31 protein-coding genes are annotated in these 18,992 nt (G+C 66.2%); all 31 read right to left on the bottom strand.

Annotated elements, in window-relative coordinates; genetic code table 11:
* Nucleotides 1–83: 83 nt before the first annotated feature.
* A complete protein-coding gene (locus QGG75_02170; protein MDP6066053.1) occupies nucleotides 84–1,055 on the bottom strand; it encodes an RluA family pseudouridine synthase in 972 nt (323 codons plus the stop codon).
* Nucleotides 1,048–2,367 (bottom strand): replication-associated recombination protein A, encoded by a 1,320-nt coding sequence (locus QGG75_02165; protein MDP6066052.1) that lies wholly within the window; start codon nucleotides 2,365–2,367, stop codon nucleotides 1,048–1,050. Before QGG75_02165 ends, QGG75_02170 begins: the two co-directional genes overlap by 8 nt.
* Nucleotides 2,364–3,833, bottom strand: a complete 1,470-nt coding sequence (locus tag QGG75_02160) for a DegQ family serine endoprotease (protein ID MDP6066051.1) — start codon at nucleotides 3,831–3,833, stop codon at nucleotides 2,364–2,366. Before QGG75_02160 ends, QGG75_02165 begins: the two co-directional genes overlap by 4 nt.
* Nucleotides 3,830–4,255, bottom strand: a complete 426-nt coding sequence (gene rplQ / locus QGG75_02155; GenBank protein ID MDP6066050.1) for a 50S ribosomal protein L17 — start codon at nucleotides 4,253–4,255, stop codon at nucleotides 3,830–3,832. The genes QGG75_02160 and rplQ overlap by 4 nt, the downstream gene beginning before the upstream one ends.
* Nucleotides 4,256–4,287: 32 nt before the next feature.
* Nucleotides 4,288–5,304, bottom strand: coding sequence for a DNA-directed RNA polymerase subunit alpha (locus tag QGG75_02150; protein ID MDP6066049.1), 1,017 nt, complete (start codon nucleotides 5,302–5,304; stop codon nucleotides 4,288–4,290).
* 117 nt (nucleotides 5,305–5,421) lie between these two features.
* Nucleotides 5,422–5,811 carry a 30S ribosomal protein S11 gene (gene rpsK / locus QGG75_02145; GenBank protein ID MDP6066048.1) on the bottom strand — a complete coding sequence of 130 codons (390 nt, stop codon included), beginning with the start codon at nucleotides 5,809–5,811 and terminating at the stop codon, nucleotides 5,422–5,424.
* Between the two features lie 50 nt (nucleotides 5,812–5,861).
* Nucleotides 5,862–6,230, bottom strand: a complete 369-nt coding sequence (rpsM, locus tag QGG75_02140) for a 30S ribosomal protein S13 (protein ID MDP6066047.1) — start codon at nucleotides 6,228–6,230, stop codon at nucleotides 5,862–5,864.
* A gap of 146 nt (nucleotides 6,231–6,376) precedes the next feature.
* A complete protein-coding gene (locus QGG75_02135) occupies nucleotides 6,377–7,027 on the bottom strand; it encodes an adenylate kinase (protein MDP6066046.1) in 651 nt (216 codons plus the stop codon).
* On the bottom strand, nucleotides 7,024–8,367 hold the full coding sequence (gene secY / locus QGG75_02130; protein ID MDP6066045.1) for a preprotein translocase subunit SecY: 1,344 nt from the start codon (nucleotides 8,365–8,367) through the stop codon (nucleotides 7,024–7,026). Before secY ends, QGG75_02135 begins: the two co-directional genes overlap by 4 nt.
* Before the next feature lie 12 nt (nucleotides 8,368–8,379).
* Complete coding sequence (rplO, locus tag QGG75_02125; protein MDP6066044.1) at nucleotides 8,380–8,916, bottom strand: 50S ribosomal protein L15; 537 nt, start codon at nucleotides 8,914–8,916, stop codon at nucleotides 8,380–8,382.
* A gap of 29 nt (nucleotides 8,917–8,945) precedes the next feature.
* Nucleotides 8,946–9,140 (bottom strand): 50S ribosomal protein L30, encoded by a 195-nt coding sequence (gene rpmD / locus QGG75_02120; GenBank protein MDP6066043.1) that lies wholly within the window; start codon nucleotides 9,138–9,140, stop codon nucleotides 8,946–8,948.
* 20 nt (nucleotides 9,141–9,160) lie between these two features.
* Nucleotides 9,161–9,709: a 30S ribosomal protein S5 gene (gene rpsE, locus QGG75_02115; GenBank protein MDP6066042.1), complete on the bottom strand. Its 549-nt coding sequence runs from the start codon at nucleotides 9,707–9,709 to the stop codon at nucleotides 9,161–9,163.
* Between the two features lie 17 nt (nucleotides 9,710–9,726).
* Entirely contained in the window at nucleotides 9,727–10,089 is a 363-nt protein-coding gene (gene rplR / locus QGG75_02110; GenBank protein MDP6066041.1) for a 50S ribosomal protein L18, read from the bottom strand.
* A 5-nt stretch (nucleotides 10,090–10,094) separates the two neighbouring features.
* Nucleotides 10,095–10,628, bottom strand: a complete 534-nt coding sequence (gene rplF, locus QGG75_02105; GenBank protein MDP6066040.1) for a 50S ribosomal protein L6 — start codon at nucleotides 10,626–10,628, stop codon at nucleotides 10,095–10,097.
* An 11-nt stretch (nucleotides 10,629–10,639) separates the two neighbouring features.
* Nucleotides 10,640–11,038 (bottom strand): 30S ribosomal protein S8, encoded by a 399-nt coding sequence (gene rpsH / locus QGG75_02100; protein ID MDP6066039.1) that lies wholly within the window; start codon nucleotides 11,036–11,038, stop codon nucleotides 10,640–10,642.
* A gap of 13 nt (nucleotides 11,039–11,051) precedes the next feature.
* Nucleotides 11,052–11,357: a 30S ribosomal protein S14 gene (gene rpsN / locus QGG75_02095; GenBank protein ID MDP6066038.1), complete on the bottom strand. Its 306-nt coding sequence runs from the start codon at nucleotides 11,355–11,357 to the stop codon at nucleotides 11,052–11,054.
* Nucleotides 11,358–11,390: 33 nt separating this feature from the next.
* On the bottom strand, nucleotides 11,391–11,930 hold the full coding sequence (rplE, locus tag QGG75_02090; GenBank protein MDP6066037.1) for a 50S ribosomal protein L5: 540 nt from the start codon (nucleotides 11,928–11,930) through the stop codon (nucleotides 11,391–11,393).
* 11 nt (nucleotides 11,931–11,941) lie between these two features.
* Entirely contained in the window at nucleotides 11,942–12,265 is a 324-nt protein-coding gene (rplX, locus tag QGG75_02085; GenBank protein ID MDP6066036.1) for a 50S ribosomal protein L24, read from the bottom strand.
* Complete coding sequence (gene rplN / locus QGG75_02080) at nucleotides 12,265–12,633, bottom strand: 50S ribosomal protein L14 (GenBank protein ID MDP6066035.1); 369 nt, start codon at nucleotides 12,631–12,633, stop codon at nucleotides 12,265–12,267. Before rplN ends, rplX begins: the two co-directional genes overlap by 1 nt.
* Nucleotides 12,634–12,662: 29 nt before the next feature.
* Complete coding sequence (rpsQ, locus tag QGG75_02075; GenBank protein MDP6066034.1) at nucleotides 12,663–12,896, bottom strand: 30S ribosomal protein S17; 234 nt, start codon at nucleotides 12,894–12,896, stop codon at nucleotides 12,663–12,665.
* A 9-nt stretch (nucleotides 12,897–12,905) separates the two neighbouring features.
* Entirely contained in the window at nucleotides 12,906–13,103 is a 198-nt protein-coding gene (gene rpmC / locus QGG75_02070; protein ID MDP6066033.1) for a 50S ribosomal protein L29, read from the bottom strand.
* Nucleotides 13,103–13,525, bottom strand: a complete 423-nt coding sequence (rplP, locus tag QGG75_02065; protein ID MDP6066032.1) for a 50S ribosomal protein L16 — start codon at nucleotides 13,523–13,525, stop codon at nucleotides 13,103–13,105. The genes rpmC and rplP overlap by 1 nt, the downstream gene beginning before the upstream one ends.
* A 23-nt stretch (nucleotides 13,526–13,548) precedes the next feature.
* Nucleotides 13,549–14,235 carry a 30S ribosomal protein S3 gene (gene rpsC / locus QGG75_02060; protein MDP6066031.1) on the bottom strand — a complete coding sequence of 229 codons (687 nt, stop codon included), beginning with the start codon at nucleotides 14,233–14,235 and terminating at the stop codon, nucleotides 13,549–13,551.
* A complete protein-coding gene (rplV, locus tag QGG75_02055; protein ID MDP6066030.1) occupies nucleotides 14,235–14,618 on the bottom strand; it encodes a 50S ribosomal protein L22 in 384 nt (127 codons plus the stop codon). Before rplV ends, rpsC begins: the two co-directional genes overlap by 1 nt.
* Before the next feature lie 4 nt (nucleotides 14,619–14,622).
* On the bottom strand, nucleotides 14,623–14,901 hold the full coding sequence (gene rpsS, locus QGG75_02050; protein ID MDP6066029.1) for a 30S ribosomal protein S19: 279 nt from the start codon (nucleotides 14,899–14,901) through the stop codon (nucleotides 14,623–14,625).
* Between the two features lie 8 nt (nucleotides 14,902–14,909).
* Entirely contained in the window at nucleotides 14,910–15,746 is an 837-nt protein-coding gene (gene rplB, locus QGG75_02045; GenBank protein ID MDP6066028.1) for a 50S ribosomal protein L2, read from the bottom strand.
* 4 nt (nucleotides 15,747–15,750) lie between these two features.
* Nucleotides 15,751–16,059, bottom strand: a complete 309-nt coding sequence (locus QGG75_02040; protein ID MDP6066027.1) for a 50S ribosomal protein L23 — start codon at nucleotides 16,057–16,059, stop codon at nucleotides 15,751–15,753.
* Nucleotides 16,056–16,676, bottom strand: a complete 621-nt coding sequence (gene rplD, locus QGG75_02035) for a 50S ribosomal protein L4 (GenBank protein ID MDP6066026.1) — start codon at nucleotides 16,674–16,676, stop codon at nucleotides 16,056–16,058. Before rplD ends, QGG75_02040 begins: the two co-directional genes overlap by 4 nt.
* Nucleotides 16,677–16,678: 2 nt before the next feature.
* Nucleotides 16,679–17,455, bottom strand: a complete 777-nt coding sequence (rplC, locus tag QGG75_02030) for a 50S ribosomal protein L3 (GenBank protein ID MDP6066025.1) — start codon at nucleotides 17,453–17,455, stop codon at nucleotides 16,679–16,681.
* A 10-nt stretch (nucleotides 17,456–17,465) separates the two neighbouring features.
* A complete protein-coding gene (gene rpsJ, locus QGG75_02025) occupies nucleotides 17,466–17,774 on the bottom strand; it encodes a 30S ribosomal protein S10 (GenBank protein MDP6066024.1) in 309 nt (102 codons plus the stop codon).
* 46 nt (nucleotides 17,775–17,820) lie between these two features.
* Nucleotides 17,821–18,992, bottom strand: a 1,172-nt coding sequence (gene tuf / locus QGG75_02020; GenBank protein MDP6066023.1) for an elongation factor Tu, incomplete at its 5' end; no start/stop codon positions are given.

The raw sequence follows: 18,992 nt of genomic DNA, 5'->3' as shown, positions 1-18,992 counted from the left end.
CCCCTCTCCCCCCCGGGCTACCCCGACGCCCCCGGCGAGCCGCAGCAGCGTCTCGCCGGGGTTTCGTTTGGGGCGCAACACGTCTATTCCTCATCCGCGAACGGATCGCTTTCGTGGTTCGGATCAAATCCGAAAAACCTGAAGGTTTCCGCCAGATGCGGCGGCAGCGCGGCGCGCCATGTGACATCGCCGCCGGCCGCGGGCAGCGTGATGGCCCGGGCGTGCAAGTGCAAACGCCGCGCCAGCCCCTCGATGAAGGCGCCGCGACCGCCATACTTGCCGTCGCCCAGGATCGGCGTGCCCAGCTCGGCGAGATGCACGCGAAGTTGGTGGGTGCGGCCGGTCAGCGGCCTGAGCGCCAGCCAGGCGGCCCGCCGGCCGGCGTGTTCGAGGGTGCTGTAAAGCGTCGCCGCCGGGCGGCCCGCGGCAACCGCCACCCGCTCGCCGTGCCGGCCGGGCTGCTTGGCCAGGGCCAGATCGATGCGCCCGGCGGCCGGCTTGGGCTGGCCGACGACGACGGCCCAGTAAAGCTTGCGCGTCTCTTGGCGGCGAAACAGCGCCGTCAGGCGCCGCGCCGCCGCGCCATGGCGGGCCAGCAGCAAGACCCCGCTGGTATCCTTGTCCAGGCGGTGCACCAGGCGCGGTTTCTCAGGGGCGCCGAAGCGCAGCGCCTCGAGCATGGCGTCGAGGTGTCGGGGGGTGCCGCTGCCGCCCTGCACGGCCAAGCCCGGCGGCTTGTCGAAAGCCATCAACTCGTCGTCGCGATAGAGCACCCGGGCACGCAGCTCGGCCGCCTCGGCCGCGCCTACAGAAGGCGGCGCAGCGGTGGGACGGGAGCGCCCTTCACCCAGCGGCGGCACGCGAATGGTCTGGCCAGCCGCCAATCTCAGTGAGGCCTTGGCACGGCCGCCGTCGACCCGCACCTGGCCGCTGCGCAAGAGCTTTTGCAAACGGCCGTGCGTGAGCTCGGGAAAGCGTTCACGAAACCAGCGATCGAGGCGCCGTCCGGCATCATCGGCCTCGACGGTGTGCTTGCTGACGCCGCCTTCAGTCATCCTCGTCGGCCGCCTCGTCGCGCAGGCGCTGCCAATAGGCCAGCCGCTTGGCCACCTCCCGCTCGAAGCCGCGTTCCGTGGGGCGGTAGAAGCGCTGGCGCGGCAGTTCCTCGGGGAAGTAGTCCTGGCCCGAAAAGCCCTCCTCGGCGTCGTGGTCGTATTGATAGCCGGCGCCGTAGCCCAAGTCCTTCATCAGCCGCGTCGGCGCGTTGAGAATATGCTTGGGCGGCATCAGCGAACCTGATTCCCGGGCCGCCCGATTGGCCGCCCCCAAGGCCTTGTAGAGCGCGTTCGATTTGGGCGCCGTGGCCAAGAAAACCACAGCCTGGGCCAGCGCCAATTCGCCCTCGGGACTGCCCAGGAAATCGTACGTCTCCTTGGCCGCCACGGCCTGCAACAGGGCCTGGGGATCGGCCAGCCCGACGTCCTCGACGGCAAAGCGCACCAGGCGGCGGGCGATGTAGAGCGGCTCCTCGCCAGCCGTCAGCATGCGGGCCAGCCAATACAGCGAGGCATCGGCGTCCGAGCCCCGGAGCGCCTTGTGCAGCGCGCTGATCAGGTTGTAGTGGCCTTCCTGGGCCTTGTCGTAGACCGGCGCCCGTTTTTGCACGGCCTGGACCAGGGCCGCCGTATCGAGTAAGGCCCCTGGACCGGGTTCGAGAGCAAACAACTCCTCGGCCAGGTTAAACAGATACCGGCCGTCGCCGTCGGCCATGGCCCGCAGCGCCCGGCGGGCGTCATCGTCAAGCGGCAAGGTACGCTGCTCGGCCGTCTCGGCGCGGATCAACAGCTCTTCCAGCGCGCCCTCATCCAGGCGGTTGAGCACCAGCACCTGGCAGCGCGACAAGAGCGCCGCGTTGAGCTCGAACGACGGGTTCTCGGTGGTGGCGCCCACCAGGACGATGGTGCCGTCCTCGACGACGGGCAGGAAGGCGTCCTGCTGCGAGCGGTTGAAGCGATGGATCTCGTCGACGAACAGCAGCGTGCCGAAGCCGTCCCGGCGGCGCTCACGGGCCGCGTCGAAGGTTTTGCGCAAATCGGCGACGCCCGAGAAGACGGCCGAAAGCTGGTTGAATTCGAGCCCCGTGTGATCGGCCAACAGCCGCGCGATAGTGGTCTTGCCGGTGCCCGCCCCCCCCCACAACACCAAGGACGCCAAACGCCCCTGGGCCACCATGCGACCGATCGGGCCCTCGTCGGCAAGCAAGTGGTCCTGGCCCACCACGGCCGCCAGACTGGCCGGGCGCAGGCGTTCGGCCAGCGGCGTCGGCGCCCCGTCGGCCAGCCCCGCCGCCTCGAACAGCGTGTTCACCCCCGGACCTCGATGGAGAGCGTTTGGTCGTTGCGCTTGAGCACGATGCGCCAGTGCCGCTCACTGCTCTTCAGCGCCCGGGCCACATCGGCGACGCGGCCGATGTCCTGGTCGTTGATGCGCAGCAGCACGTCGCCGGGACGAAAACGCAGCCGGCTGGCCGGGCTGTCCCTGGGCACCTCCAGCACGATGACGCCGCGGCGCCCCTGGTCGATGCCCAGTTCCTCGGCGAAGGCCGGCGACAGGTTGGCGATGGCAACCCCGGCCAGGGGCGAGGCCGACTTAAGCCGGGTAACATTGCGGGGCGGCGTCTCGGGTGCCTTGAGCAGCGCCACCTCGAGCTTGAGTTTCCGGCCCTTGCGGCGAATGCCGAGGTGCGCCTTGCCGCCCAGCGGCCTCGTCGCGATGCGGAAATCGAGGCCGGCGGGATCGTGCACGACCTGGCCGTTGACCGCCAGCACGATGTCGCCGACCCGCAGGCCCGCGGCCTTGGCCGGCCCCTCGGGATGGACCTCGTTGATCAGCACGCCGCCGGGACGTTCGAGGCCGCGGGCCTCGGCGATTTCGGCGCTGACGGGCTGACCCGAGGCGCCCAGCCAGGGCCGCACCAGCTTGCCGCCGCGGCTGGCACCCTCGACCACCACCCGCACCATGTTGGCGGGAATGGCGAAGCCGATGCTGATGGAGCCGCCGGACTTGGAATAGATGGCCGTGTTGATGCCCACCAGGCGGCCGTCGAGGCCGATCAGGGCGCCACCCGAATTGCCCGGGTTGATGGCCGCATCGGTCTGGATGAAGAAGCCGAAATCGGCCACCCCCACTCGGGTGCGGGCGAGCGCCGAGACGATGCCGCTGGTCACCGTCTGGCCGACACCGAAGGGATTGCCGATGGCCAGCACCAGATCGCCGACCTCGAGCTGGTCGGAATCGCGAAACTCGAGGAAGGGAAAGCTTTCCTTGCCGCCTGCGCCGTCCCGCTTGATACGCAGCACGGCGAGATCGGTCTTTTCGTCGCTCAGCACCAGCTCGGCGGCGAATTCGCGGCGGTCGGCCAGCGCCACGACGATCTCGTCGGCCCCAGCGACGACGTGGTGGTTGGTCACCACCAGGCCGTCCGGGCTGACCAGCACGCCCGAGCCCAGCGAATTCTGGATGCGCTCGCTGGGCCGGCCGAAGGGCGAGTTCTCGCCGAAGAAGCGGCGGAAGAAGGGGTCCGAGAGAAAGGGCGAACGGAACACGGTTCGCACCACCTTGCGGATGTAGATGTTGACCACCGCCGGTGCCGCCTGGCGCACCAGGGGGGCAAACGAGAGCTCGATCTGGGATTTCCCGCCGGGCACCGATTTGCTGGTCTGGGCGGCGCCGGCAAAGGGCGCGCCGACCAAGCCCAAACCCAGCACGGCGACAAAAAGGGCAGCCCGCCGGGCTGCCCGTAATTCTCCTCCAGGCGCTCGCTGCGCGCTCACGCGGCGGCCGCCTCCTCCTCCTCATCGCCCGGCATGGGGCCGGAATCCTGGCCCTTGGCGTCTTCGTCGCGGTCGACGAATTCGATCACCGCCATGGGTGCCGAATCACCGTAGCGAAACCCGGCCCGCAGCACCCGGGTGTAGCCGCCCTGGCGCTCGGCATAGCGCTCGGCCAGCGTGGTAAAGAGCTTCTCGACGAGATTGGTGTCGGGCACCTGGCTCAGTGCCTGGCGCCGGGCGTGCAGGCCGCCCCGCTTGCCCAGCGTCACCAGGCGCTCGGCAAAACGCCTTAGCTCCTTGGCCTTGGGCAGTGTCGTGGTGATCTGCTCGTGCTTGATCAGGGCCGCCGCCATGTTGTTGAACATGGCCTTGCGGTGGCTGCTGGTGCGATTGAGCTTGCGCCCTTTGTTGCGATGACGCATGGACCACTCCCGAAAGTTTGGCGCGAGACGCGCTAGAACGGCTCCTCGAGCTTCTTGGCCAATTCCTCGATATTCTCGGGCGGCCAGTTGGTGATTTCCATGCCCAGGTGCAGCCCCATCTGAGCCAGCACTTCCTTGATCTCGTTCAAGGACTTGCGCCCGAAGTTGGGGGTCCGGAGCATTTCGCCTTCGGTCTTCTGTATGAGATCGCCGATGTAGACGATGTTGTCGTTCTTGAGGCAGTTGGCCGAGCGCACCGAAAGCTCCAACTCGTCCACCTTGCGCAGCAGATTGCGGTTGAACTCGGGCTCGTCCTTCTCCTCGACCTTCTCCACGAAGGCCGGCTCCTCGAAGTTGATGAAGAGCTGCAGCTGGTCCTGCAGGATGCGGGCGGCATAGGCCACCGCGTCCTCGGGCACCACGGTGCCGTCGGTCTCGATCTGCATGGTCAGCTTGTCGTAGTCGAGGACCTGGCCGGCACGGCTGTTGTCGACCTTGTAGGAAACCTTGCGCACCGGGCTATAGATGGCGTCCACCGGGATCAAGCCGATGGGCGCCTCCTCGGAGCGGCTGGTGGCGGCCGGGACGTAGCCGGTGCCGCCGTTGACGGTCAACTCCATGGTCACCGTGGCGGCCTCGTCGAGGAAGCAGATCACGAGTTCGGGGTTCAGCACCTCGATATCGGGCCCGGTTTCGATCATCGCCGCCGTCACCTCGCCCGGCCCCTCGGTGGTCAGCGTCATGCGCTTAGGGCCTTCGCCGTTCATCTTCAGCGCCAGGCTCTTGAGGTTGAGGACGATGTCGGTAACGTCCTCGCGCACGCCCGGGATGGATGAGAACTCGTGCAGTACGCCGTCGATCTGTACCGCCGTGACGGCGGCACCGTGCAGCGACGACAGCAGCACGCGCCTCAGCGAATTGCCCAGGGTCAGGCCGAAGCCCCGCTCCAGCGGCTCGGCCACCAACGTCGCCTGGCTCGGGGACTGAACCGAGGGCTCGACGATCAGCTTGTTGGGCTTGATCAATTCCTGCCAGTTTTTCTGGATCACACGATCACCTTCGTACGTTCTTGGCGCCGGGGCCGGGTTTCGCGACGGGGCCCGGGCGCGCTGTGGTTTTTCAATTCATTCAACCGATGGCTGAGCCACCGGAGCAACTTGCAAAAGCTAGACCCGACGCCGCTTGGGGGGTCGACAACCGTTGTGGGCGATCGGCGAGACATCGCGTATCGTGGTCACCACGAAACCCACCGCCTGCAGTGCCCTGAGCGCACTTTCGCGCCCCGAGCCGGGTCCCTTGACCTGAACCTCCAGGGTTTTGACACCGTGTTCCATGGCCTTCTTACCGGCATCCTCGGCGGCCAGCTGGGCGGCATAGGGCGTCGACTTGCGCGAGCCCTTGAAACCCTGCTGCCCGGCCGAAGCCCAGGCAATGGCATTGCCTTGGGCATCGGCAATGGTAATCTTGGTGTTGTTGAAGGTGGCATGAACGTGTGCCACCGCCGAGGTTATGTTTTTGCGCTCGCTGCGCTTTACCCGCGTCGTTTCTTTCGCCATTTTCGGTCCTTAAGTACCGTGGGTTTGCTGCCTGGGAACGGCGGCCACCCCTATTTCTTCTTTCCTGCGATGGGCCGTGCCGGACCTTTGCGGGTTCGGGCGTTGGTGTGGGTGCGTTGGCCGCGCACCGGCAGGCCGCGGCGATGGCGCAACCCCCGATAGCAGCCAAGATCCATCAACCGCTTGATGTTCATGGCATGCTCGCGCCTGAGATCTCCTTCCACCATATAGTCGCGGTCGATGATCTCGCGGATCTGGATGGCCTCGGTTTCGCTCAGGTCGTTGACCCGGCGCTCGCCGGGGATGCTGGCCTTTTGGCAGATCTCCGTGGCCTTGGTGCGGCCGATGCCATAGATATAGGTGAGCGCTATCTCCACCCGCTTGTTGCTAGGGATGTTGACGCCTGCTATGCGAGCCACGCCGGACCTCCTATAAGTATTCCAAAACGACAAAGAACACCCCCGCCCGGCACCCGGGCGGCCATTGGGGTGTTCCTGGGGCATTCATTTTCAAAGCCGCTGGAAGGTGGGGGATTATTGGGAATTTGCCTGCGCAAGTCAACCATCTAGACGGCCCTCAAGACGGCGTTGATTTCGGCCGTGACGGTATCGATGGCAACCATGCCGTCGACCGGCCTGAGAATGCCGCGGCCCTCGTAATAGGGCAGGATCGGCGCCGTCATCTCGTGGTAGGCATCCAAGCGGTGGCGCACGGTCTCGGCGTTGTCGTCATCGCGGCGGCTGAAGGTACGGCCGCCACAAGCGTCGCAGAGATCGGGGTCTCGCGGCCGCTGGAAGCTGTCGTGGTAGCCGGCGCCGCAGGCGGCGCAGGTGAAGCGTCCGGAAATGCGTTCCACCATGGCCTCGTCGTCGACGGTCAGCGCCAACACCGAACTTAGCGCCAGGCCCTTTTGCTCGAGCATGGCGTCAAGCGCCTCGGCCTGCACCAGGGTGCGGGGAAAGCCATCGAGGATGAAGCCCTGGGCGCAATCGGGGTCAGATATGCGCTCCGAGATCATGCCGATGATGATGTCGTCGGGCACCAATTGGCCCTGGTTCATGATCTCGGCCAGTTGGCTGCCGATTTCGCTGCCGGCCTCGACCGCAGCGCGCAGCATGTCGCCCGTCGAGAGCTGCTTGAGGCCATGGTGTTCCTCGATGCGGCGGGCTTGCGTTCCCTTGCCGCAGCCCGGTGGTCCCAAGAGAATGATATTCATCGTGATCGTCCCCGCAGCTTGGATTTCTTGATTAGTCCCTCGTACTGGTGGGCCAACAGGTGCGAATGCACCTGCCCCACCGTATCCATGGTCACCGTCACCACGATCAGCAGCGAGGTGCCGCCGAAGTAGAAGGGCACCGAGTACTGCGATATCAGGATCTCGGGCAACAGGCAGACGGCCACCAGGTAGGCGGCGCCGACCACCGTCAGCCGGGTCAGCACATGGTCGAGGAATTCCGCCGTGTTGCGCCCCGGCCGGATGCCAGGGATGAAGCCGCCGTACTTTTTCAAGTTATCGGCGGTATCGGTCGGGTTGAAGACGACGGCGGTGTAGAAGAAAGCGAAAAAAGCGATACCAGCCGTGTAGAGACCGAGATAAAGCGGCTGGCCGCGGCCCAGCAGGGCCGTGATCGAGGTCAGCCAATCGGGCCCGCCGGCGGCCCCGAAGTTGGCCACCGTCATGGGCAGCAGCAGCAGCGACGAGGCAAAGATCGGCGGGATCACGCCCGAGGTGTTGAGCTTCAGCGGCAGGTGCGAGCTTTCGCCGCCGAACATCTTGTTGCCCACCTGGCGCTTGGGGTACTGCACGATGATGCGCCGCTGGGCGCGTTCCATGAAGACGATGAAGGCAATGACGCCAACCGACATCACCAGCAGCACCAGAATGAAAAGCATGGAAAGCGCGCCCGTGCGGCCCAGTTCCAGCGTACTGGCCAAGGCCGACGGCAGGTTGGCCACGATACCGGCAAAGATGATCAGCGAGATACCGTTGCCGACGCCGCGGGCGGTGATCTGCTCGCCCAGCCACATCAAGAAGATGGTGCCGCCGGTCAGCGTGATGACCGTGGTGGCGCGGAAAAAGACGCCGGGCTCGATGACGGCACCGCCCGACGAGCCGCTCATGCCCTCGAGGCCGGAAGCAATGCCATAAGCCTGTACCGCCGCCAGCACCACGGTGCCGTAGCGGGTGTACTGGTTCATCTTCTTGCGCCCGCTCTCGCCTTCCTTCTTGAGCTGCTCCAGGTGCGGCGACACCGTGGTCATTAGCTGCATGATGATGGAGGCCGAGATGTAAGGCATGATATTGAGCGCGAATATGGTCATGCGCCCCAGCGCCCCGCCGGCGAACATGTCGAACATGCCCAGGATGCCGCTCTGGTTCTGCTTGAAGATCTCTTGCAACACCACCGGGTCGATGCCGGGCAGCGGAATATAGGTGCCCAGCCGGTAGATGATCAGAGCGGCCAGCGTGAACCAGATGCGCCGTTTCAGCTCCGTGGCCTTGGCGAAGGCACCGAAGTTGATGTTGGCGGCGAGTTGTTCGGCGGCGGAGGGCATGATTGCGGTCGATCAGTTCCCTGAGTCTTCGGCGGACTTCTTTGCCTTGCCGCCCTTGCGTCCCTGCGGCGGGCTTTTGGGCCGGGCAACCGGGCCGACCACGCTGACCGTGCCGCCGGCCTTCTCGACCGCCGCCTGGGCGGCCTTGGAAGCGCCGGAGACCTCGATCTCGAGCTTGGCCGTGAGCTCGCCCTTGGCCAGCAGCCGCACGCCATCACGCAACTGCGTCACCAGCCCGGCCTGGCAAAGCAGCGCCATGGTCACGGGCTTCGCGGCATCGAGCTTGCCGGCATCGATGGCCGTCTGCAGGCGGCCGATGTTTACTTCGGCGAATTCCTTGCGGAAGATATTGTTGAAGCCACGCTTGGGCAGACGCCGGTAAAGCGGCATCTGGCCGCCCTCGAAGCCCTTCAGCGCGACCCCCGAGCGCGAGTTCTGGCCCTTGTTGCCCCGCCCCGCCGTGCGCCCCTTGCCCGAACCGGGGCCGCGGCCGACGCGGGTTCGCGACTTGGCCGAGCCGGGATTTGCCGAAAGCTGATTGAGTTTCATGGCGAATTTCCTGTTTGGCCCGCTGTGGCCTAGCTGGTTTCCTCGACCTCGACGAGATGCTTGACCTTGTTGATCATGCCGCGCACGGCCGGCGTATCCTCGAGTTCGCGGCGGCGATGCATCTTGTTGAGACCGAGCCCGACCAGGGTTGCCCGCTGGTCGCTCCGCCTGCCGATGGGACTGCGCGTCTGACGCACGGTCAGGGTCTTCTTGGCCGCATTCATAACCAACTCCTTGGCATGGCTTACTCCTTGGCCTCTTCGGCGTTCTGGCTGCGCCGGCCGACGATTTCGCTGACCTTCTTGCCCCGCCGCGCCGCCACCGAACGCGGCGACATCACTTCTTCCAGGGCCGCGAAGGTCGCCTTGACCATGTTGTAGGGATTGGACGAGCCGATCGATTTGGTCACCACGTCCTGCACGCCCAGCGTCTCGAAAACGGCGCGCATGGGACCGCCGGCGATGATGCCGGTGCCGGCCGGGGCGGCACGCAGATGCACGCGCCCGGCGCCATAGCGGCCGCTCACGTCATGGTGCAGCGTACGTCCCTCACGCAAGGGCACGCGGATCATGTTGCGCTTGGCCGCCTCGGTGGCCTTGCGAATGGCCTCCGGCACCTCACGCGCCTTGCCCTGGCCATAGCCCACCCGGCCCTTGGTATCACCGGCCACCACCAGGGCCGCGAAACCGAAGCGCCGTCCGCCCTTCACCACTTTGGCGACGCGGTTGATGCTGACCAGCTTGTCGACGACCTCGCTTTCGCCGCGGTCGTAGGAGGAATAGGGATTGGCCATGGCCTGTGCTCCTGCCTTCAGAACTTGAGGCCGCCCTCGCGGGCCGCCTCGGCCAGCGCCTTGACGCGGCCGTGAAAGAGATTGCCGCCGCGGTCGAAAACCACCACTTCGACACCGGCCGCCTTGGCCCGTTCGGCGATCAGCGTGCCGACCCGGGTGGCGGCGGCGGTATTGCCGCCGGCCTTCAGCTCGGCGCGCAGATCCTTGTCCAGGCTCGAGGCCGCGGCCAACGTCCGGCCCTCGGCATCATCGATGATCTGGGCGTAGATGTTCTTGCTGGAACGAAAAACGCTGAGCCGCGGCCGGCCGCCGGCGGCTTTCTGCAAGTGTTGGCGGTTGCGCCGCTGGCGGCGCTGGTGGAGTGTCCTGGATAAGCTCATCGGTCCTACTTCTTCTTGCCTTCCTTGCGGAATACGTGTTCGCCCAAATACCTGATGCCCTTGCCCTTGTAGGGCTCGGGCTTGCGATAGGCGCGGATCTCGGCCGCCACTTGACCCACTTTCTGGCGGTCGGCCCCCGACACCTTGATCGCCGTCGGCCGTTCGCAGGCGATCTCGATACCCTCGGGGATGGCGTGGTGAATCTCATGGCTGTAGCCCAGCTGGAGATTGAGCACGGCGCCCTCGACGGCAGCGCGGTAGCCCACGCCGACGATCTCGAGATCGATGCTGAAACCCTCCGAGACACCCGCCACCATGTTGTTGACCAACGAGCGCTGCATGCCCCACATGGCGCGCACCCGCTTGGAATCGCCCCGTGGCAAGACCACCACGGCGCCCTCCTCCATCTTGGCCTCGACCTCGTCGACCAGCGTCATGGCCAGCTCGCCCTTGGGTCCCTTGGCGCGCACATCGCGCCCACTCAGCTCGACCTGGACGCCGGCGGGAAGCGCCACAGGTTTTTGTCCAATGCGCGACATCCGGGCGACCCCTAGAGCACGCTGCAGAGCACTTCGCCGCCGACGTTGGCGGCCCGCGCCTCGCCGTCGGAGAGCACGCCCTGCGGCGTCGACAGAATGGAGATGCCGAGACCGTTGCACACTCGGGGCAGGTCACTGATCGAGGAATAGACCCGTCGGCCCGGCGTCGACACACGGTCGATGGCCCTGATCACCGGCTCGCCCTCGTGATACTTGAGCTCGATCTGCAGCTCGGGCTTGCCGGGCTCCGGCTCCTGGCGCTCGAAGCCGCGGATGTAGCCCTCGCGCTTGAGCACCTCGAGCACGTTGGAGCGAAAGCGCGAGGCCGGGCTCGACACCGTGTTGAGGCGGGCCTGCTGGCCGTTGCGGATGCGGGTCAGCATATCGCCCAGGGGATCGGACATGGTCATGGCGCGATCTCCCCTACCAGCTCGACTTGACCATGCCGGGGATCTGGCCGCGCGAGGCCAGCTCCCTGAGCGCGATACGCGACATCCTGAGCTTGCGGTAATAGCCGCGCGGGCGGCCGCTCAGCTCGCAGCGGTTGCGCACCCGCGAAGGTGCCGAATTGCGCGGCAGCTCGGCCAACTTGATCCGCGCCGCGAAGCGCTCCTCCTGAGGCACCGTCTCGTCGCAGGCGATGGTCTTCAGGCGAGCCCGCCGGCCGGCGAACTTGGCCGCCAGGCGGGCGCGTCGGTTGTTGCGTTGGACGGCGCTCTTTTTTGCCATGCAGTTTCTCCTTGGAACGCGCGCGCGGCGCCCCTACTCCGTGAACGGCACGCCGAAAGCGGCGAGCAATTCCCTCGCCTCGGCGTCGGTCTTGGCTGTGGTAACGATGACGACGTTCATGCCGCGGATGGCATCGACCTTGTCGTAATCGATTTCGGGAAAGACGATCTGTTCCTTGAGGCCCAGCGCGAAATTGCCGTGGCCGTCGAAGCTCTTGGGCGAGATGCCGCGAAAATCCCTGACCCGAGGGAGCGCAATGGTGATCAGGCGGTCGAGGAATTCGTACATGCGGGTGCGCCTGAGCGTCACCTTGCAGCCCACATCCATGCCGTCGCGCAGCTTGAAGGCGGCGATCGAGCGGCGCGCCTTGGTGACCATCGGCTTCTGACCCGAGATGGCGGTCAGGTCCTCGATCACGTGGGGCATGATCTTGTTGTCGCGGGAAGCCTCGCCGACGCCCATGTTGAGAATGATCTTGTCGAGCTTGGGCACCTGCATGACGTTGGCATAGTCGAAGCGCTCGCGCAGTTCGGACTTGATGACGCCGTTGTATTGTTCTTGCAGCCGGGCCATGGCGCTGGTTCCTAAAGATCGATGATTTCGCCGGAGCGCTTGGCAAAGCGCACCTTGCGGCCGTCTTCGAGAAAGCGGAAGCCGACGGGGGTCGGCTGGTTGTTCTTGGGGTCGATGTGAGAGAGGTTGGAGATGTGGATGCCACTCTCCTTCTCGACGATGCCGCCGGGGCTGCCGGCGGCAGGGCGGGTATGGCGCTTGACCATGTTGACACCCTGGACGATGACCCGCTCCTGCTGGCCGAGGACGCGCAGCACATTGCCGCGCTTGCCCTTTTCGCGGCCCGAGAGGACCACCACCTCGTCACCCTTCTTGATCTTGAATTTCTTCGCCATCACAGCACCTCCGGTGCCAGCGAGATGATTTTCATGTGCTGCTTGGCCCTCAGCTCGCGGGTCACCGGGCCGAAGATGCGGGTGCCGATGGGCTCGCCCTGGGGCGTGATCAAGACCGCCGCGTTGCGGTCGAAGCGGATGGCGGAGCCATCGCTGCGGCGGATCTCCTTGGCGGTGCGCACCACCACGGCGCGATGCAGATCGCCCTTCTTGACGCGGCCACGCGGGATCGCCTCCTTGACCGTAACCACGATGATGTCGCCCACGGAAGCCGACTTGCGCTTCGAGCCGCCCAGCACCTTGATGCACTGAACCCGGCGGGCGCCCGAGTTGTCGGCGACTTCGAGGTTTGTCTCGGCCTGAATCATCGTCTCACCCTTTTCCTCACGGGCCCGGCCTATTCGCCGGCCACCAGCTCCCAGCTCTTGAGCTTGGAGATCGGCCGGCACTCCCGGATACGCACCTTGTCGCCCTGCTTGGCAGTGTTATCGGGATCGTGGGCGTGAACCTTCTTGGAGCGGCGGATGAATTTCTTGTAGAGCGGGTGCTTGATGCGGCGTTCGACCTCCACCACGATGGTCTTGTCGTTGGCATCGCTGACGACCACTCCCTGCAAAACACGTCTGGGCATCGCGATCTCCTACGACGACTGGCTTGGCTGACCGCGCACCACGGTCTTGATACGGGCGATGTCGCGCCGCACCTGGCGGCGCCGCGCGGTGTTTTCGAGCTGCCCCGAGGCCTGCTGGAAGCGCAGATTGAAAGCCTCCTTCTTGAGCTCCAGGAGCTGCTGCTTGAGCTCGTCGGGCGTCTTGCCCCTGAGTTCCTCGGCCTTCATCAATTCGCTCCCTCGCCGATACGGCTGACGACACGGGTCAGCATCGGCAGTTTGGCGGCGCCGCGGTGCAAGGCCTCCTCGGCGACGTTGGGCGGCACCCCGCCGAGCTCGAAGAGGATGCGGCCCGGCTTGACCCGGCACATCCAGTATTCCGGCGATCCCTTGCCCTTGCCCATGCGCACCTCGGTCGGCTTGGTGGTCACCGGCACGTCGGGGAAGATGCGGATCCAGACCCGGCCCGAACGCTTGATGTGGCGCGTGATGGCGCGCCGGCAAGCCTCGATCTGGCGCGCCGTGACGCGGCCCGGCGCCTGCGCCTTGAGGCCGATGGTGCCGAAGGTCAAGGTCGTGCCCCGGGTGGCAAAGCCGTGGATGCGGCCCTTGTGGGCCTTGCGGAACTTGGTGCGTTTGGGCTGCAACATTTGGGCTCAACCTTTTCCCCGGCCTAGCGCTGCGTCAGTTGCTGCTGTTCGGCCAGCAACTTGTCCTGGGCCATCGGGTCGTGGGCCATGATCTCACCCTTGAAGACCCAGACCTTGACGCCGCAGGTGCCGTAGGTGGTCAGCGCCGTGGCCTGGCCATAGTCGATGTCCGCACGCAAGGTGTGCAGCGGCACGCGGCCCTCGCGGTACCACTCGGTGCGGGCGATCTCGGCGCCGCCCAGGCGGCCGCCGCAGTTGATGCGGATGCCCTGGGCACCCAGCCGCATGGCCGACTGCACGGCGCGTTTCATGGCACGCCGGAAGGCCACCCGGCGTTCGAGCTGCTGGCAGATGTTCTCGGCCACCAGGGTGGCGTCGATCTCGGGCTTGCGGATCTCCATGATGGAGAGGTGGACCTCGCTGCCGGTCATCTCGTTGAGCGACGTGCGCAGGCGCTCGATGTCGGCGCCCTTGCGCCCGATGACCACGCCGGGCCGGCCCGAATGGATGGTGATGCGCGGCTTCTTGGCCGGGCGCTCGATGACGATCTTCGAGACCCCGGCCTGGGTCAGACGCTTCTCCAGAAAGCTGCGGATGCGCAGGTCTTCGTGCAGCAGCCGGCCGTATTCCTGGCCTTCGGCGTACCAGCGCGAATCCCAGGTGCGGTTGACGCCGACGCGCAGACCGATCGGATTTACTTTTTGACCCATTAGGCGATCTCCTCCTCGCGCTCGCGCACGACGATGGTGATTTGACTGAAGGGCTTGATGATGCGGCCGGTGCGGCCACGAGCCCGGGGGCGCCAGCGGCGCATGACCATGGTCTTGCCGACGCTGGCCTCGGCCACGAAAAGCCGGTCGACGTCGAGCTGATGGTTGTTCTCGGCGTTGGCCACGGCGGATTGCAGCACCTTGCGCACGTCGCCGGCGATGCGGCGGCGCTCGAACATCAAGGTCGCCAGCGCGGCCGAGACGTTCTTGCCGCGGATGCTCTGGGCTACCAGATTGAGCTTTTGCGGACTGACGCGCAGCCGGCGCGCCACGGCCATGGCTTCGCTGTCGGCAAGCTGACGGGGCGTGGCTTTCTTGCCCATGGCCCTAGGCCCTCCGCGCCTTCTTGTCGCCGCCGTGGCCGGAGTAGGTGCGGGTGGGCGAGAACTCGCCGAGCTTATGGCCGACCATGCTCTCGGTGACCAGCACGGGGATGAACTTGTGGCCATTGTAGACGCCGAAGGTGAGGCCGACGAACTGGGGCAGGATGGTCGAACGTCGCGACCAGGTCTTGATCACGTCCTTGCGCCCAGAGGTGCGCGCCTCTTCGGCCTTCTTGAGCAGAAAGCCGTCGACGAAGGGGCCTTTCCAGACTGAACGTGCCACGGGTTCTCCTACTTCTTCTTGCGCGTGCGCCGCCGCCGCATGATGTAGCGGTCGGTCTGCTTGTTGGAGCGCGTGCGTTTGCCCTTGGTCGGCTTGCCCCAGGGCGTCACGGGATGGCGGCCACCCGAGGTGCGGCCCTCGCCGCCGCCGTGGGGATGGTCGACCGGGTTCATGGCCACGCCGCGCACCGAGGGGCGTTTGCCCATCCAGCGCTTGCGGCCAGCCTTGCCGAGCTTGATGTTCTTTTTGTCGGGATTGGAAACCGCACCGATGGTGGCCATGCACTCGGCCCGCACCATGCGCTGCTCGCCCGAGGTCACGCGCAGCAGCGCATAACCCGCGTCCTTGCCCACCAGTTGCACGTAGGCGCCGGCGGCACGGGCGATCTGGCCGCCCTTGCCGGGCTTCATCTCGACGTTGTGAATGATCGTGCCGACGGGGATGTTGCGCATCGGCATGGCGTTGCCGGGCTTGACGTCGACCCGCTCGCCGGCGATTACGCTGTCGCCCGGGCGCACCCGCTGGGGCGCCAGGATGTAGGCCTGCTCGCCGTCCTCGTAGCGCACCAGCGCTATGAAGGCGGAGCGGTTGGGGTCGTATTCCAGCCTTTCCACGGTGCCGGGCACGTCGAATTTCGTGCGCTTGAAGTCGATATTGCGCAAAGCGCGCTTGTGGCCGCCGCCGATGCGGCGCGCCGTGATGCGGCCGGCGTTGTTGCGCCCGCCCTTGCGCGCCAGGCCCTCGGTCAGGGCCTTGACCGGCTTGCCCTTCCACAAGGCCGAGCGGTCGACCAGGACGAGCTGACGCCGAGAGGGCGTGGTCGGCTTGTAGGTCTTGAGCGCCATTCCCCTAGATCCCCGTCATGATGTCGATCATTTGACCCTCGGCCAGCGTCACCATGGCCTTCTTGTAGCCTGGGCGGCGGCCGGGAAGGCCGCGGAAACGCTTGCGCTTGCCTTCCTGGTTGAGGGTATTGACCTTTTCCACCTTGACCTCGAAAAGGCCCTCGACGGCAGCCTTGATCTCGGGCTTGGTGGCATCGCCGGCGACCCGGAAGGTGACTTGGTTGTGTTCCGAGCCCTGGGTCGACTTCTCCGTCACCACGGGACTGCGGATGACGTCGTACATGCGCTCGCGGGAGATCTTGGCGCTCTTCATTTGAGGCGCGCCTCCAGGCGCTCCACCGCCGCCTTGGTCAGCACCAGGGTGTCGCGGCGCAGGATGTCGTAAACGTTGGCGCCCTGGGCCGGCAACACGTCGATATCGGGCAGGTTGGCCGCGGCGCGGGCGAAATTGGCGTCGACCTCGGGGCCGTCGATGATCAGCACCCGGCCCCAGGTCAGCTTGTCGAGCTTGCCGGCCAGGGTCTTGGTCTTGGCGTCCTTGAGCGCCGCCGCTTCCAGGATCACCAGCTTGCCTTCCTGCTGCTTGGCCGAGAGCGCGTTCATCAGGCCCAGCCGGCGCACCTTGCGCGGCAGCTTGGTGGCGTGGCTGCGCAGCACCGGGCCGAAGGTCACGGCGCCGCCGCGGAACTGCGGCGAACGGCGGCTGCCATGGCGCGCCCGGCCGGTACCCTTCTGGCGGTAGGGCTTGGCGCCGGTGCCACTGACTTCGCTGATGCCGAGGGTCTTGTGGTTGCCGGCGCGGCGCTTGGCGAGCTGCCAGTTGACCACCCGGTGCAACAGGTCGGGACGCGGCTCGAGGCCAAAGATGGCGTCATCGAGATCGATCGAGCCGGCGCTCTTGTTGTCGAGCGTGGTGACCTTGGCCTTCATGGCTAGGCGCCCTCCTGCTCGGCCGGCGGCTCGGCCGCTGATTCGGTTTCGGGCTCGGCCGGCGCTTCGGCCTCCGGCTCAGGCTCCGACTCGGGGGCAGCCGTGCCGCCCTTGAGGCCGGCCGGAAAGGGCGCCTCTTCGGGCAGGGTCTTTTTGATGGCGTCACGGATCAGCACCCAGCCGCCCTTGGAACCGGGCACGGCGCCGCGGATGAAGATCAGGCCGCGCTCGCCGTCGGTCTCGACCACTTCCAGGTTCTGGGTGGTGACGCGCTTGGCGCCCATATGGCCGGCCATCTTCTTGCCCTTGAAGACCTTGCCGGGATCCTGGCACTGGCCGGTGGAGCCGTGGGCGCGATGCGATACCGAAACGCCGTGGCTGGCGCGCAGGCCCGAGAAATTGTGCCGCTTCATGGCCCCGGCGAAGCCCTTGCCGATGCTCGAGGCGGTGACGTCGACGTACTGGCCCGGCACCAGGTGCTGGGCCGAAAGCTCGCTGCCCACCTCGATCAAGGCGTCAGGGCTGACGCGGAACTCCGCCAAGCGGCGGCGCGGCTCGACCTGGGCCTTGGCGAAATGGCCGCGCATGGCCTTCGAGACGTTCTTGACCCGGGCCTTGCCGACGCCGAGCTGCACGGCATCGTAGCCATGCACATCATAGGTCCGCTGGGCCACCACCTGACATTCCTCGAGGCGCAGCACGGTCACCGGCACGTGGCCGCCCGCGGGCGTAAACAGCCGCGACATGCCGACTTTCTGGGCGATCAGTCCGCTTCGCATGGGGCTCCCCCTAGACCTTTATCTCGACGTCGACGCCGGCCGCCAGGTCGAGCTTCATCAGCGCGTCGACAGTCTCGGGAGTCGGGTCGACGATGTCCAAGAGCCGCCGATGGGTGCGAATCTCGAACTGTTCGCGCGATTTCTTGTCGATGTGGGGCGAGCGCAACACGGTGTACTTCTCGATCCTGGTGGGCAGCGGAATGGGGCCGCGAACCTGGGCGCCGGTGCGCTTGGCGGTGCTCAGGATCTCGCTGGCCGACTGATCGAGCACACGATGATCGAACGCCTTGAGGCGTATGCGGATGTTCTGGTTGACCATGGTCTACTCCGTCGGACCGGCGCGTATGCGCTTCCCCTTCGACCCCCTATTCGATAATGCTGGCGACGACGCCGGCACCCACGGTGCGGCCGCCCTCGCGGATGGCGAAACGCAGGCCCTCGTCCATGGCGATGGGCGAGATCAACTCGACCTCCATCGACACGTTGTCGCCCGGCATCACCATCTCGGTGCCTTCCGGCAGCGCCACCTGGCCCGTCACGTCGGTCGTGCGGAAGTAGAACTGCGGCCGGTAGTTGGTGAAGAACGGCGTGTGCCGGCCGCCCTCGTCCTTGGTAAGAATGTAGGCCTCGGCCGAGAACTTGGTGTGCGGCGTGATCGAGCCGGGCTTGGCCAGAACCTGGCCGCGCTCGACCGCGTCGCGGTCGATGCCGCGCAACAGGCAGCCGACGTTGTCGCCGGCTTCGCCCTGGTCGAGGAGCTTGCGGAACATCTCGACGCCGGTGCAGGTCGTCTTCGAGGTCTCCTTGATACCGACGATCTCGACCTCCTCGCCGACGTTGACCACGCCGCGCTCGATGCGGCCCGTCACCACCGTGCCCCGGCCCGAGATCGAAAAGACGTCCTCGATGGGCATCAGGAAGGGCTTGTCCTTGGGCCGATCGGGCTGCGGCACGTAGTTATCCACCGCCGCCATCAGTTCCAGCACCGACTGCTTGCCCGTGGCCTCGTCGCCGTCCTCCAGCGCCGCCAGGGCCGAGCCCTGGATCACCGGGATGTCGTCGCCGGGGAACTGGTAGCTCGACAACAGCTCGCGCACCTCGAGCTCGACCAGTTCCAGGATCTCCGGATCGTCGACCTGGTCGACCTTGTTCATGTAGACCACGATCGCCGGCACACCCACCTGGCGGGCCAGCAGGATGTGCTCGCGGGTCTGCGGCATCGGACCATCAGCCGCCGAAACCACCAGCACGGCGCCGTCCATCTGGGCCGCACCGGTGATCATGTTCTTGACGTAATCGGCGTGGCCCGGGCAGTCGACGTGGGCGTAGTGGCGGTTTTCGGTCTCGTATTCGACGTGCGCCGTGGCGATGGTGATGCCGCGCGCCTTTTCCTCCGGCGCCTTGTCGATCTGGTCAAAGGGCGTGAATTCGGCCCCACCCGATTCCGCCAGAATCTTGGTGATCGCCGCCGTCAGCGTCGTCTTGCCGTGATCGACGTGGCCGATGGTGCCGATGTTGCAGTGCGGTTTGGTCCGCT

This window comes from Alphaproteobacteria bacterium, from assembly GCA_030740435.1.
Classification (GTDB): Bacteria; Pseudomonadota; Alphaproteobacteria; order UBA2966; family UBA2966.
This window is presented reverse-complemented; position numbering and strand designations above follow the sequence as displayed.

Bases quoted from the DNA above. Each gene is read 5' to 3' on its own strand.
- QGG75_02170 (MDP6066053.1), bottom strand. From the start codon at position 1,055: ATGACTGAAGGCGGCGTCAGCAAGCACACCGTCGAGGCCGATGATGCC.
- rplQ (MDP6066050.1), bottom strand. From the start codon at position 4,255: ATGCGTCATCGCAACAAAGGGCGCAAGCTCAATCGCACCAGCAGCCAC.
- rpsK (MDP6066048.1), bottom strand. From the start codon at position 5,811: ATGGCGAAAGAAACGACGCGGGTAAAGCGCAGCGAGCGCAAAAACATA.
- QGG75_02135 (MDP6066046.1), bottom strand. From the start codon at position 7,027: ATGAATATCATTCTCTTGGGACCACCGGGCTGCGGCAAGGGAACGCAA.
- secY (MDP6066045.1), bottom strand. From the start codon at position 8,367: ATGCCCTCCGCCGCCGAACAACTCGCCGCCAACATCAACTTCGGTGCC.
- rplO (MDP6066044.1), bottom strand. From the start codon at position 8,916: ATGAAACTCAATCAGCTTTCGGCAAATCCCGGCTCGGCCAAGTCGCGA.
- rpmD (MDP6066043.1), bottom strand. From the start codon at position 9,140: ATGAATGCGGCCAAGAAGACCCTGACCGTGCGTCAGACGCGCAGTCCC.
- rpsE (MDP6066042.1), bottom strand. From the start codon at position 9,709: ATGGCCAATCCCTATTCCTCCTACGACCGCGGCGAAAGCGAGGTCGTC.
- rplR (MDP6066041.1), bottom strand. From the start codon at position 10,089: ATGAGCTTATCCAGGACACTCCACCAGCGCCGCCAGCGGCGCAACCGC.
- rplF (MDP6066040.1), bottom strand. From the start codon at position 10,628: ATGTCGCGCATTGGACAAAAACCTGTGGCGCTTCCCGCCGGCGTCCAG.
- rpsH (MDP6066039.1), bottom strand. From the start codon at position 11,038: ATGACCATGTCCGATCCCCTGGGCGATATGCTGACCCGCATCCGCAAC.
- rpsN (MDP6066038.1), bottom strand. From the start codon at position 11,357: ATGGCAAAAAAGAGCGCCGTCCAACGCAACAACCGACGCGCCCGCCTG.
- rplE (MDP6066037.1), bottom strand. From the start codon at position 11,930: ATGGCCCGGCTGCAAGAACAATACAACGGCGTCATCAAGTCCGAACTG.
- rplX (MDP6066036.1), bottom strand. From the start codon at position 12,265: ATGGCGAAGAAATTCAAGATCAAGAAGGGTGACGAGGTGGTGGTCCTC.
- rplN (MDP6066035.1), bottom strand. From the start codon at position 12,633: ATGATTCAGGCCGAGACAAACCTCGAAGTCGCCGACAACTCGGGCGCC.
- rpsQ (MDP6066034.1), bottom strand. From the start codon at position 12,896: ATGCCCAGACGTGTTTTGCAGGGAGTGGTCGTCAGCGATGCCAACGAC.
- rpmC (MDP6066033.1), bottom strand. From the start codon at position 13,103: ATGAAGGCCGAGGAACTCAGGGGCAAGACGCCCGACGAGCTCAAGCAG.
- rplP (MDP6066032.1), bottom strand. From the start codon at position 13,525: ATGTTGCAGCCCAAACGCACCAAGTTCCGCAAGGCCCACAAGGGCCGC.
- rpsC (MDP6066031.1), bottom strand. From the start codon at position 14,235: ATGGGTCAAAAAGTAAATCCGATCGGTCTGCGCGTCGGCGTCAACCGC.
- rplV (MDP6066030.1), bottom strand. From the start codon at position 14,618: ATGGGCAAGAAAGCCACGCCCCGTCAGCTTGCCGACAGCGAAGCCATG.
- rplB (MDP6066028.1), bottom strand. From the start codon at position 15,746: ATGGCGCTCAAGACCTACAAGCCGACCACGCCCTCTCGGCGTCAGCTC.
- QGG75_02040 (MDP6066027.1), bottom strand. From the start codon at position 16,059: ATGAAGAGCGCCAAGATCTCCCGCGAGCGCATGTACGACGTCATCCGC.
- rplD (MDP6066026.1), bottom strand. From the start codon at position 16,676: ATGAAGGCCAAGGTCACCACGCTCGACAACAAGAGCGCCGGCTCGATC.
- rplC (MDP6066025.1), bottom strand. From the start codon at position 17,455: ATGCGAAGCGGACTGATCGCCCAGAAAGTCGGCATGTCGCGGCTGTTT.
- rpsJ (MDP6066024.1), bottom strand. From the start codon at position 17,774: ATGGTCAACCAGAACATCCGCATACGCCTCAAGGCGTTCGATCATCGT.